The 11,020-nt window shown below is 67.3% G+C and carries 12 protein-coding genes; 9 read left to right on the top strand and 3 right to left on the bottom strand.

The genetic code is table 11. The features are described 5' to 3' along the window. The first annotated feature begins 178 nt into the window (after positions 1-178). Together Q8R75_RS12950 and Q8R75_RS12945 are read left to right on the top strand one after the other, a co-directional pair. On the top strand, positions 179-1,753 hold the full coding sequence (locus Q8R75_RS12950) for a choice-of-anchor I family protein (RefSeq protein WP_305611257.1): 1,575 nt from the start codon (positions 179-181) through the stop codon (positions 1,751-1,753). Between the two features lie 107 nt (positions 1,754-1,860). Next, positions 1,861-3,102, top strand: a complete 1,242-nt coding sequence (locus Q8R75_RS12945; protein WP_305611258.1) for a nitronate monooxygenase family protein — start codon at positions 1,861-1,863, stop codon at positions 3,100-3,102. Here the strand turns inward: Q8R75_RS12945 and Q8R75_RS12940 are convergent. Genes Q8R75_RS12940 through Q8R75_RS12930 form a run of 3 tightly spaced genes read right to left on the bottom strand, consistent with a single transcriptional unit; the run spans position 3,083 to position 4,294 of the window. Beyond that, the gene (locus tag Q8R75_RS12940) at positions 3,083-3,523 is read right to left on the bottom strand and encodes a DUF6691 family protein (RefSeq protein ID WP_305611261.1); all 441 of its coding nucleotides are present in this window, start codon (positions 3,521-3,523) and stop codon (positions 3,083-3,085) included. The two genes, Q8R75_RS12945 and Q8R75_RS12940, sit on opposite strands and share 20 nt — an antisense overlap. Before the next feature lies 1 nt (position 3,524). Beyond that, the gene (locus Q8R75_RS12935) at positions 3,525-3,959 is read right to left on the bottom strand and encodes a YeeE/YedE family protein (RefSeq protein ID WP_305611262.1); all 435 of its coding nucleotides are present in this window, start codon (positions 3,957-3,959) and stop codon (positions 3,525-3,527) included. Beyond that, positions 3,956-4,294: a metalloregulator ArsR/SmtB family transcription factor gene (locus tag Q8R75_RS12930; protein WP_305611264.1), complete on the bottom strand. Its 339-nt coding sequence runs from the start codon at positions 4,292-4,294 to the stop codon at positions 3,956-3,958. The genes Q8R75_RS12935 and Q8R75_RS12930 overlap by 4 nt, the downstream gene beginning before the upstream one ends. 128 nt (positions 4,295-4,422) lie before the next feature. Here Q8R75_RS12930 and Q8R75_RS12925 point away from each other — a divergent pair, with 128 nt between their 5' ends. The 7 genes from Q8R75_RS12925 to Q8R75_RS12895 all read left to right on the top strand — a co-directional run bounded on the left by Q8R75_RS12925 (position 4,423) and on the right by Q8R75_RS12895 (position 10,923). Then, entirely contained in the window at positions 4,423-5,898 is a 1,476-nt protein-coding gene (locus tag Q8R75_RS12925; RefSeq protein WP_305611265.1) for a putative nucleotidyltransferase substrate binding domain-containing protein, read from the top strand. Between the two features lie 87 nt (positions 5,899-5,985). Continuing rightward, on the top strand, positions 5,986-6,762 hold the full coding sequence (locus Q8R75_RS12920) for an MOSC N-terminal beta barrel domain-containing protein (protein ID WP_305611266.1): 777 nt from the start codon (positions 5,986-5,988) through the stop codon (positions 6,760-6,762). Between the two features lie 97 nt (positions 6,763-6,859). Further along, entirely contained in the window at positions 6,860-7,324 is a 465-nt protein-coding gene (locus Q8R75_RS12915) for a TerB family tellurite resistance protein (protein WP_305611268.1), read from the top strand. A 72-nt stretch (positions 7,325-7,396) separates the two neighbouring features. Continuing rightward, entirely contained in the window at positions 7,397-8,056 is a 660-nt protein-coding gene (locus Q8R75_RS12910) for a paraquat-inducible protein A (protein WP_305611270.1), read from the top strand. After that, positions 8,053-8,712 (top strand): paraquat-inducible protein A, encoded by a 660-nt coding sequence (locus tag Q8R75_RS12905; RefSeq protein ID WP_305611272.1) that lies wholly within the window; start codon positions 8,053-8,055, stop codon positions 8,710-8,712. The genes Q8R75_RS12910 and Q8R75_RS12905 overlap by 4 nt, the downstream gene beginning before the upstream one ends. Continuing rightward, positions 8,705-10,342: an MlaD family protein gene (locus Q8R75_RS12900; protein ID WP_305611273.1), complete on the top strand. Its 1,638-nt coding sequence runs from the start codon at positions 8,705-8,707 to the stop codon at positions 10,340-10,342. The genes Q8R75_RS12905 and Q8R75_RS12900 overlap by 8 nt, the downstream gene beginning before the upstream one ends. Next, complete coding sequence (locus Q8R75_RS12895) at positions 10,342-10,923, top strand: PqiC family protein (protein ID WP_305611275.1); 582 nt, start codon at positions 10,342-10,344, stop codon at positions 10,921-10,923. Before Q8R75_RS12900 ends, Q8R75_RS12895 begins: the two co-directional genes overlap by 1 nt. Positions 10,924-11,020: the final 97 nt, after the last annotated feature.

Raw genomic sequence — 11,020 nt, 5'->3', positions numbered from 1 at the left:
CCGCTCCCACAGGGCCGCTCCCGCTGCAGGAGCCCACATGTCCCGATCCGGTTCGCGCACGAATGAATGTAAATTTCAGTGACGTGACAGTGCTGTAACACGTCTGCAACCTTCCCCTGTTGTCGTGTCGGGTCACTGCGGCCGGACTGCCGGCCTGCTGACAACAGGAGAATCAATAATGGTCAGAAAGATTGCAGCCGCCGCGATTGCGGCACTGTTCGTACCGGTCGTGCAGGCAGCCGGCTGGGAAAAATTGTGGACCTTCGAGCACGGCGCCGCAACCAGCGTCGCGGGCCAGACGTCGGAAATCCTTGCCTTCGACAGTCTGAACAATGAGCTGTGGGTGGGCGGGCTCAAGGGTGTGGACATCCTGAATGCCGCCACCGGCAGTTTCGTGCAACACATCGACACCACCGCCTTCGGCGAACTGAACAGCGTCGCCATCCGCAATGGTGTGGCCGCCTTCGCGATTGCCGCCCCGATCAAGACCGACGCCGGCTCGGTGCTGACCTTTGACACCACGAGCCGCAGCTTCCAGCAGAGCTATCTGGTGGGCGCGCTGCCCGACATGGTCACCTTTACCGCCGACGGTCGCATCATGACCGCCAATGAAGGCGAGCCGCTGGCTCGCCCGGGTTTCGCAACGATCGAAGCGCGCGGCTCGATCAGCATCATCGACACCACAAAGGATTCGGTCACTACGCTGGGCTTCAGCGGTTTCGACAATACGACCGGACTTGGCCGCATCGTGTCGCCGGGCAGCAAGCCGTCGATCGACTGGGAGCCGGAGTACATCGCGCTGTCGAAGGACGGCCAGTTCGCCATGGTGACGCTGCAGGAAGCCAATGCGGTCGCCAAGATCGACCTCATGTCGCAGCAGATCGTGTCGGTCACCTCGCTCGGCCTGAAGGATCACCGCCTGCCGGGCAATGAACTGGACACCTCCGACCGCGACGGCCCGGGCAACAGCCTGCTGGCCGGCAACTACCGCAACGCGCCGGTGTTCGGCATGTACATGCCGGACGCGATCGCCTCGTATGCGTCGGGCGGCAAGACTTACTACATCACTGCCAACGAAGGCGATTCGCGCAATCTGCAGGATTTCGTCCCCGGCGAATTCAACGAGGAAGTGCGTGTGGGTTCGAGCAGCTACAAGCTCGACCCGACGGTATTCCCTGATGCGGCCGCCCTGAAGGCGAACAGCAATCTCGGCCGCCTCGTCGTTTCCACCTCAAGTGGCGATATCGATGGTGACGGCTTCTACGAAGAAATTCATCTTTTCGGCGGCCGCTCCTTCTCCATCCTCGACGAGAACGGCAACCAGGTGTTCGACAGCGGCAACCAGCTCGAAGCACTGCTGTATGCCAACCCGGCCCTGCGCGCGCTGATCGACGACGGCCGCAGCGACAACAAGGGCGTCGAGCCCGAAGGTGTCACGGTGCTAGAACTGGGTGACCGCACGCTGGCCTTCATCGGCTTCGAACGCACGTTCGACAGCGTGATCGCGATCTATGACGTGACCAACCCGACGGCGGCTACTTTCGTCGATTTCATCGTCGATGCGGAATCGAACGCCGTTGAAGGCCTGACTGCGTACGAATTCGGCGGCCGCTATTTCCTGGCCACGGCCAACGAAGGTACGGGCACGACGTCGCTGTTCTCGATCACACCGGTGCCGGAACCCGAAACCTACGCCATGCTGCTGGCGGGGCTGGGCCTGATCGGCCTCGCCGCACGTCGTCGTCGTGGCTGAAACACGGCTGCAACACCCCGGCACCCGGGCTTGAGCAAGGTCAAGCCCGGGTGCCGCGCAGGCGGTTAAGGTGGCGCAGAACAACTGCCGCCGCCCGCCGCCCCTCCATGACAGAAACACCGACTGCAACCCTCTCGCCGCGTGCGTCCGTTCCGGACGCACCGCCATCTTTCGTCTCCCCGATCGACCGCCTGCGCAACAGCGGTCTTGCGCCGCTGAAGCTCGCCGGTCGCACCCTGCTGCCCATCGTGCAGGGCGGCATGGGCGTGGGCGTATCGGCGCACCGGCTGGCCGGCCATGTCGCCGCACTGGGCGCCGTCGGCACGCTTTCGACCGTTGACCTGCGCCGGCTGCACCCGGATCTGATGGAACGCACGCGCGGCCTGTCGGGCGAACGCGCGAAGACCGACATCAACGCCAGCAACCTCGAAGCGCTGGCGCGCGAAATTCGTGCGGCGCGACAGATCGCCGGCACGCGCGGCCTGCTGGCGGTGAACGTGATGCGTGCGGTCAGCGACTATGCGGCGCATGTGCGCTGCGCGCTCGAATGCGGCATCGACGCCGTGGTGGTGGGCGCCGGCCTGCCGCTCGACCTGCCCGACCTCGCACGCGAACACCCCTCGGCGGCACTGATCCCCATCCTGTCGGATGCGCGCGGCGTGCAACTGGTGGTTCGCAAGTGGGAACGCAAGCAGCGCGTGCCGGATGCCATCGTGCTCGAACACCCGGGCTGGGCCGGCGGTCATCTCGGTGCCGCCAAGGTGGCCGACGTGTCGAACGAGCGCTTCGATTTCGAGCGCGTGCTGCCGGAAACCCTGGCCTGGCTGCGCAGCGCCGGGCTGGAAGGCCGCGTGCCGCTGATCGTGGCCGGCGGCCTGCGCACGCATGACGACATCCGGCGCATGCAGTCGCTGGGCGCCGCGGCGGTGCAGTTCGGCACCGCCTTCGCCGTGACCGAAGAATGCGACGCCTCTGATGCCTTCAAACATGTTCTGGCCGACGCCAGCGACGACGATCTGGTCGAATTCACCAGCGTGGCCGGCCTGCCGGCGCGCGCCGTGCGCACGCCCTGGCTGCAGAAGTATCTGGCGGTGCTGGAGCGCACGCAGGCCGTGGTGCATGAGCGCTCTCGCTGCGCCAAGCACTTCGACTGCCTGGCGCAGTGCGGTCTGCGCGACGGTCTGGTCGGCTGGGGCCAGTTCTGCATCGACCACCAACTGGCGGCCGCCCTGCGCGGTGACCTGAAAACCGGCCTGTTCTTCCGCGGCCGCGGCGCGCTGCCTTTCGGCCAGCGCATCGTCAGCGTGCGCACGCTGATCGACTATCTGCTTACGCCTTTGGCCGCGTGAGCAGGGCGTGGGCCGCCATGCCGACCCCCATGGCAACAACGAACACGATGGCCGGCTGCGACGCCATGCCGAGCGACACCAGCGCCGGCCCCGGGCAGTATCCGGCCAGCCCCCAGCCGACACCGAAGGTCAGACTGCCGAGTATCAGCGGTGCGTCGATCCGGCGTGCAGTTGGCAGTTGCAGGCGTTCGCCCGACCAGGCCACGGTGCGTGACTTTGCCCATGTGAAGGCAGGGAAGGCCACCGCGATGGCTCCCCCCATGACCAGCGCGAGTGACGGATCCCATGAGCCGGCGAGGTCGAGGAAGGCAATCACCTTGGCCGGATTGGCCATGCCCGACAGCAGCAGGCCGATACCCAGCACGAGTCCGGCGAAAAGGGCGACGAACGGGGCGACGAACGGGGCGACGAAGGTTTTCATGTCAGGCTCCTGCCAGGTGACGGACGACATAGACGGTGACGAAACCCGCGCCCATGAAAGCCAGCGTGGCCGCCAGCGAACGCGGCGACAGGCGCGCGAGGCCGCACACGCCATGACCGCTGGTGCAGCCCGAGCCGTAGCGGGTGCCGACGCCGACCAGCAGGCCGGCGATGATCAGCGTCGCGATGCCGGCGTCCGACTGCACGGCGGGCAGGGCGGCGAACAGCCCCCACACCAGTGGGGCCGCCAGCAGGCCGACGACGAAGGCGATGCGCCAGCCGGTGTCACCCGAAGCCGGTCTGAACAGCCCGCCGACAATGCCGCTGATGCCGGCGATGCGGCCGCTGCCGAGAATCAGCAGCGCCGCCGCGAGCCCGATCAGCGCACCGCCAGCCAGCGAGGTCCAGGGGGTGAAGGCGTCCCAGGCGATGTTCATGTGTGTGCTCCGTGTGGGTCTGCGCAGAAGCGCGCATGCAGGGTGTGCATCAGCGCCAGCGCGTCGTCGCTGGCGATGCGGTAATGGATGTGCTTGCCGTCGCGCCGCGTGCTGACCAGCCCTTCGCGCCGCAATACGCCCAGCTGCTGCGACAGCGTCGGTTGCGCAATGCCGAGCCGTGTTTCGAGCTCACCCACCGAGTGTTCGCCCTGCGCCAGCTGGCACAGCAGGATCAGCCGGTCATCATGCGCCAGCACGCGCAGCAGCGCGCAGGCACGGCCGGCAGCGGCGCGCAGCGTGTCGAGATCGATGGTCGTATCGGATGGTCTGTCCATCCGATACAATATATCAGGTAATAAAATATAGTGAAGTAGATTGAGTGAATGCACGAAGGTCGCGCAAGCGGCCGTTCAGCGCGATGATGCGCATTGCTGCCTCCTCACGAACCGATGAACCGACTCCGATGACATCCGATCTCCCCGTCTCGCCCAATACCGCGCACAGCAGCGACCCGCACCTGAACCTGATCACCACGCCGGTGCGCAGCCTGATCCGGCGCGCGCCGATCACCGTGTCGCCTGCGACCACCATCCGCGATGCGGCGACGCAGATGAGTGCGCAGCGCGTGTCGTCGGTGCTGGTGGTCGAGGCGGGCCGACTGATCGGCATGGTGACCGATCGCGACCTGCGCAACCGCGTCGTCGCGCAGGGGCTGGACAGCGCGCGGCCGGTGCTCGACATCGCCACACTCGATCCGCTGACGATGGACGTGCGCAAGCCGGCGTTCGATGCCCTGCTGCTGATGGCGCGCCACAACATCCACCACGTGCCGGTGATGGACGGCGACAGCGTGGTCGGCATGATCACGGCGACCGACGTCAGCGCGCAGCAGAACCTGTCGGCGGTGCATCTGGCGAGCGACATCTACAAGCAGATCAGTGTTGAAGGACTGGCTGCAGCCGCCCTGCAGGTGCGCGCACTGCAGCAGAGTCTCGCTGGCGCCGGCGCCACGGCCTACAGCACCGGCCACATCATCACCGCCATCACCGATGCGCTCACTTCCCGGCTACTGCAGCTGGCGGAGGCGCAATTCGGCCCGCCACCGGTCGGCTATGTGTGGGTGGCCGCCGGTTCGCAGGCACGCAACGAGCAGACGGCGAAGTCGGACCAGGACAACTGTCTGGTCATCGACGACGCCTACGATCCGGTCGCGCACGGCGACTACTTCCGCGCGCTGGCCACTTTCGTGTGCGACGGTCTGGACGCCTGCGGCTACATCCACTGCCCGGGCGAAATGATGGCCATGACCGACCCGTGGCGGCAGCCGAAGGCGCGCTGGGCACAGTACTTCCGCAAATGGACGGCGGAACCGGAACCCAAGGCGCTGATGCTCACCTGCGTGTTTTTCGACCTGCGCGCGATTCACGGGCAGACGGCGCTGCTCGACGCGCTGCGCGAGGACGTACTGGCGCGCACGCGCGGCAACCGCATCTTCCTCGCCTACATGGTGGGCAATGCGCTGAAGCACCAGCCGCCGCTCGGCCTGTTCAACCGCATGTCGACGCTGCGCTCGGGCGAACACCGGGGCACGCTGGACCTCAAGCACAGCGGCATCGTGCCCATCGTCGATCTGGCGCGTGTCTATGCGCTGGCCGGCGGCCACGCCGCGGTGAATACGCATGACCGTCTGGCGGTCGCGGCGGCCAGCGGCGAAATCAGCGAACAGAGCGCGCACGACCTGCGCGACGCACTCGAATACATCGCCACGCTGCGCATCCAGCACCAGGCGCGCCAGATGGCCGCCGGTTCCGGCGCCGACAACTTCCTGAAGCCGGACGAGCTTTCAAACTTCGAACGTGGCCAGCTGAAGAACGCGTTCGGCGTCGTGCAGACGCTGCAGAGCGTGCTCGGCCAGCGCTATCAGGCCGGGCGGTTCTGAACTTCGGCGTCACCTCCGGCAAACGACTTATTGCCGCCGTGGCACGCCGGACCGAGCATCCAGCCAACCTTTCAAGCTGGAGTTGCCATGAGAACCGTTCGTCAGTTGTACCGGTATCCGGTCAAGGGCCTGTCCGCCGAACCGCTCGGCGAAGTCGCGCTGCGCACCGGCGAGGGCGTGCCGCTCGACCGGCAGTGGGCGCTCACCAACGGCAGCTGGACCTTCGACGCCGGCAGCTACGCGCCGCGTCCGAAGACCGATTTCATCGCGCTGATGGATCACGCCGCACTCGCTTCGCTGGCCACCCGCTACGACGACACCGGCAACTGCCTGCACGTCAGCGCCCCCGACGGACGCCATCTGCGCATCGATGTCGATGATGCCGCCGCCTGCGCCGAGCTGTCGCGCTTCATTGCGCAGCACATCAATGCGCGGCTGGAAGGCCCGCCGGCCTTCGTCAGCGGTGAGGGCTTCCGCTTCACCGATGTGAGCGTGCTGTCGCACGGCATGATGAACGCAGTGTCGCTGATCAATCTGGCCACGGTGCGCGAAGTCGGTGCAGCGCTCGGCACAGACATTGATCCGATGCGCTTTCGCGCCAACATCTATATGGATGGCGGAGAGCCATGGGAGGAATCCGGCTGGCTGGACCGCGAGGTGACTGTGGGCGAAGTGCGTGCGCGGGTTGTCATGCGCACGCCGCGCTGCAGTGCGACCAACGTGAATCCGGTAACCGCCGAACGTGACATGACACTGCCGGCGACGATGATGGAGCGCTACGGTCACCGCGAACTGGGCGTCTATCTGCAGGTGCTCGACGGTGGAACGATCGCGCCGGGCGCCGTCGTGACGCCGCTGTCGTAACATCTTCGGACAGTGGATCCGGAACGCCAGCCGGTCTTTACCGGTCCGCTGTAACGCGGGCGCACGGTGCGCCCGCGTTTCGCCGACGAAAGACACCATGCTGCGTACCCTGAAGGACCTGTTCGACAGTTTTGTCGCGCCGGCGCCGGCCGATGCCGCCGCCACCGAACATCAGCTGCAGCTCGCCACCGCAGTGCTGCTGGTCGAGGTGATGCGCGCCGACCCGGATATCGGCGACGCCGAGCGCGCCGCGGCCATGACCGCGCTGCGCGGCAAGTTCGCCCTGACCGACGACGAAATCGAGCGCCTGATCGAACTGGCGACCACCACGGCGCGCGAGGCCTACGACTATCAGCGCTTCACGGCGCTGATCAACCGGGCCTTCGACGCCGAGCGCAGGGCACACATCATCGAACTCATGTGGCAGATCGCCTACGCCGACGGCCACCTGCATGCCCATGAATCGCATGTGATGCGCAAGGTGGCCGATCTGCTCTACATCCCGCACGCCGACTACATCACCGCCAAGCTGCGCGCGCGCGACGCGGCCACTCCTGCCTGATCGCCACGCCACGGTCATTGCACCGGGCTGCGCTGCACCGCAGAATTGCGGTTCTTCCCGACGCTCTCGGTCATGCCCGCACCCGCTGTGCACCTGAAACTGCCTGCCGACCTGGTCGCCTGCCACGAGTGCGACCTGCTGCAGACCGAGCCGGCACTGCTGCCCGGCCAGACCGCACGCTGCGTGCGCTGCGACGCCTTTCTCGCACGCAACCCGCCGGACAGCCTCGACCGCACGCTGGCGCTCACGCTGACTGCGCTGGTGCTGTACGTGATTGCCAACGTCAATCCACTGGTCGGCCTCGACATGCAGGGCCGTGTGGTCGCGGTGACGCTGTTCGAAGCGGTGCAGGTGCTGTGGCGCGACGGCATGATGCCGGTCGCCGCCCTCGTGTTCGGCACTGCCATCCTGTTTCCGCTGCTCGAACTGATGATGATCCTGCTCGTGCTGGTGCCGCTGCGGCTGGGCCGCGTGACACCGCGCATGGCGCCCTTCTTCCGTATGGTGCGTTCGCTCAAGCCCTGGGGCATGGTCGAGGTGTTCCTGCTCGGCATGCTGGTATCGCTGGTCAAGCTGTCGCATCTGGCCACGGTCATTCTCGGCACCGCGTTCTGGGCCACGGCTGCGCTCATCCTCGCGCTCACCTTCGCCGGCCGGGCCTTCGACACACGGCTGCTGTGGCAGACCCCGCTGCCCGACGACGCGCAAGACGCCCTGGTGACGAGCCGATGAGCGGGGGCGCGCTGACCGCCCGCGAGGCCGGGCTGCTGAGCTGCCATGTGTGCGGGCAGCTGGCCCGCCCGCCCGAAGGCGCGGCGCACAGCCTGCGCTGCCCGCGCTGCCGCGCGCCGATGCACCTGCGCAAGCCGGCCAGCGTGTCGACCACCTGGGCGCTGCTGATCGCATCGATCGTCATGTTCCTGCCGGCCAACCTGCTGCCCGTGATGACCACCACATCGCTGCTCGGCAGCCAGCAGGATACGATCATGAGCGGTGTCGTCTTTCTGTGGCAATCGGGTTCGTGGCCGCTGGCGGCGGTGGTGTTCTTCGCCAGCGTCATGGTGCCGCTGCTGAAGATCATCGCGCTGGTGTATCTGACGCTGTCGGTGCAGCGCCGCTCGACCCGGAACCTGCTGCAGCGCACCCGGCTGTACCGGCTGGTCGAGTTCGTCGGCCGCTGGTCGATGCTCGATATCTACGTGATCACGATGCTGGTCGCGCTGGTGAGCTTCCGCGGACTGGCAACGATAGAAGCCGGCCCGGGTGCCATCGCCTTCGGCGCCGTCGTGGTGCTCACGATGTTCGCCGCCATGAGTTTCGACCCGCGGCTGATCTGGGACCCGCTGGCCGGCCGGTCTGCTGACCCCTACATTGCAAGCCATGACTGAACCGGAACTGCCGACCGCCACCGTCGACGCACCACGCCGCTTCCGCATCCCGCTGGTGTGGATCATCCCGCTGGTGGCGCTTCTGATCGGTGTGTTCCTCGCGGCCCGTGCCTGGTATGAGCAGGGGCCGACCATCACGATCCAGTTCGCCAGCGGCGCCGGGCTGGAGCCGGGCAAGACGCGCATCAAGTACAAGGACGTCGATGTCGGCCAGATCAGTGCGGTGGCGCTCGCCGACGACGGCGCGCACGTCATCGCAACGGCCCAGCTGGTGCGCGAAGCGAACCGGCTGCTGGTGGCCGACACGCGCTTCTGGGTGGTCAGCGCGCGCGTGTCCGGCAGTGCGGTGACCGGTCTGGGCACATTGCTGTCGGGCGCCTATGTCGGCATGGACGCCGGCAAGTCGACCGAACCGGGTCGCGCGTTCATCGCGCTGGACGAAGCGCCGGTCATCACGCTGGACGTGCCCGGCCGTGCCTTTGCGCTGCATGCCGACACGCTGGGTTCGATCGATGTCGGCACGCCGATCTACTTCCGGCGCATCCCGGCCGGTCAGGTCACCGGCTTCAAGCTCGACGACACCGGTCAGCACCTCGACATCCAGGTGTTCATCAAGTCGCCGTACGACCGCTACGTCACCACCGACAGCCGCTTCTGGAACGCCAGCGGCATCGACGTGAAGCTCGGCGCAGAGGGGCTGCAGATCAACACCGAATCGGCCACCGCTATCCTGGCCGGCGGGCTGGCGTTCGAAACGCCGGACGGCGGCGATGCAGAGCCGGCGCCTGCCGGGCTCGATTTCAAGCTGTTCGGCACGCGCGCCGAAGCGCTCAAACAGCCCGGATCGGACGCCCAGATCGTGCGGCTGCGCTTCACCGAAAGCGTGCGCGGTCTGTCCGTCGGCGCGCCGGTCGATTTCCGCGGTACCCAGATCGGTGAAGTGATTGCGCTCGAACCCGATGTCGATCTGGACACCGTCGACGTCGGCCTGCTGGTCGATATCGCGGTGTTCCCGGGCCGCATGCGCCCACGCGCGGGCGGCAAGCCGGACGACGCCTTCGACGAAGCCGGCTTCCGCACCTTCGTCGACCGGCTGGTGGCACGCGGCCTGCGCGCGCAGTTGCGCAACGGCAATCTGGTGACCGGCCAACTTTATGTGGCGATGGATTTCTTTCCGCCGGCCGGCAAGCAGAAGGTCGACTGGGCCGCCCGTCCGCCGCAGCTGCCGACCCAGCGCGGCAGCCTGGACGAATTGCAGGCCACGCTGTCGCGCATCGCCAGCAAGTTCGACCGCCTGCCGCTGGACGACATCGCGCAGGAGACACGCGCCGCGATTGCCGGCCTGGCGCGCGCGGTCGAGCGCACCGATCAGTTGCTGCAGCGGCTCGACGGCCTTGCGTCGAACGAAGTGAGCGCCGCCGTGACCGAAACGCAGCGCACGATGGCCGAAGCGCGCGCAGCGATCGCCGACACGCGCCACCTGCTGTCGAGCGATGCGCCGCTGCAGCAGGACTTGCGTGACAGCCTGCAGGAACTGTCGCGCGCGGCGCAGTCGCTGCGCCACCTGACCGACACGCTGGAACGCCACCCCGAAGCGCTGTTGCGCGGCAAGCCCGAGGAGAAACCGTGATGCGCCTTCGCTCCCTGTGCTGGATCGCAGCCGCGCTGGCGCTGGCCGGCTGCGGCAGTTCGCCACCGGCGCGCTACTACACGCTGGGTGCCGTGGCCGCGCCGGCGTCGGTGCAAGCCGACGCGCCGAGCATCGTCGTCGGCCCGATCGGCCTGCCCGAATCGGTGGACCGACTGCAGATCGTACGCCGGGTCGATGGCACGCGCAGCGAACCGGCCGATGGCCACCGCTGGGCCGGCTCGCTGAAGGCGGAAATGGGCCGCCGGCTGGCCGCCGCGCTGGCCAGCGAACGCGGCCTTGCGCGCGTCACCGCCGCGCCGCAGTCGAGCATCGCCCGGCCCGACTACACGCTGCCGATCGACGTGCTGCGCTTCGATGCCGACGGTTTCGAGCGCGTGACGCTGGACGCCGTATGGACCTTGCGCCGCGACGGCCGCGACCTCGCGAGCCGCCGCTTCACCGCCAGCGAAACGATCGGTGCCGCCAGCTACGAAGCCCTCGCCGCCGCCCACGGCCGCCTCATCGACGCGCTCGCCCGCGACATCGCCCAGTCAGTCCCCGTCGCCACGCCGGCACGTTGATCGAGCGCATTCTTGCAAAGACCGTTGTTGGGCATCGCTGCGCTCACCCCAACCTACGTTTCCCAGCCGGTCCGTCGTAGGTTGGGGTGAGCGCAGC

The sequence above is a fragment of the Methyloversatilis sp. genome (genome assembly GCF_030696805.1).
In the GTDB taxonomy this organism is placed as follows: Bacteria; Pseudomonadota; Gammaproteobacteria; order Burkholderiales; family Rhodocyclaceae; genus Methyloversatilis.
Note: the sequence above shows the minus strand (reverse complement) of the source record. Positions and strands in the feature narration are given on the sequence as shown.

Coding starts and splice junctions, on each gene's coding strand:
- Q8R75_RS12905 (WP_305611272.1), top strand. CDS start 8,053: ATGAGCGGGGGCGCGCTGACCGCCCGCGAGGCCGGGCTGCTGAGCTGC.
- Q8R75_RS12925 (WP_305611265.1), top strand. CDS start 4,423: ATGACATCCGATCTCCCCGTCTCGCCCAATACCGCGCACAGCAGCGAC.
- Q8R75_RS12895 (WP_305611275.1), top strand. CDS start 10,342: ATGCGCCTTCGCTCCCTGTGCTGGATCGCAGCCGCGCTGGCGCTGGCC.
- Q8R75_RS12915 (WP_305611268.1), top strand. CDS start 6,860: ATGCTGCGTACCCTGAAGGACCTGTTCGACAGTTTTGTCGCGCCGGCG.
- Q8R75_RS12910 (WP_305611270.1), top strand. CDS start 7,397: ATGCCCGCACCCGCTGTGCACCTGAAACTGCCTGCCGACCTGGTCGCC.
- Q8R75_RS12940 (WP_305611261.1), bottom strand. CDS start 3,523: ATGAAAACCTTCGTCGCCCCGTTCGTCGCCCCGTTCGTCGCCCTTTTC.
- Q8R75_RS12920 (WP_305611266.1), top strand. CDS start 5,986: ATGAGAACCGTTCGTCAGTTGTACCGGTATCCGGTCAAGGGCCTGTCC.
- Q8R75_RS12930 (WP_305611264.1), bottom strand. CDS start 4,294: ATGGACAGACCATCCGATACGACCATCGATCTCGACACGCTGCGCGCC.
- Q8R75_RS12900 (WP_305611273.1), top strand. CDS start 8,705: ATGACTGAACCGGAACTGCCGACCGCCACCGTCGACGCACCACGCCGC.
- Q8R75_RS12935 (WP_305611262.1), bottom strand. CDS start 3,959: ATGAACATCGCCTGGGACGCCTTCACCCCCTGGACCTCGCTGGCTGGC.
- Q8R75_RS12945 (WP_305611258.1), top strand. CDS start 1,861: ATGACAGAAACACCGACTGCAACCCTCTCGCCGCGTGCGTCCGTTCCG.
- Q8R75_RS12950 (WP_305611257.1), top strand. CDS start 179: ATGGTCAGAAAGATTGCAGCCGCCGCGATTGCGGCACTGTTCGTACCG.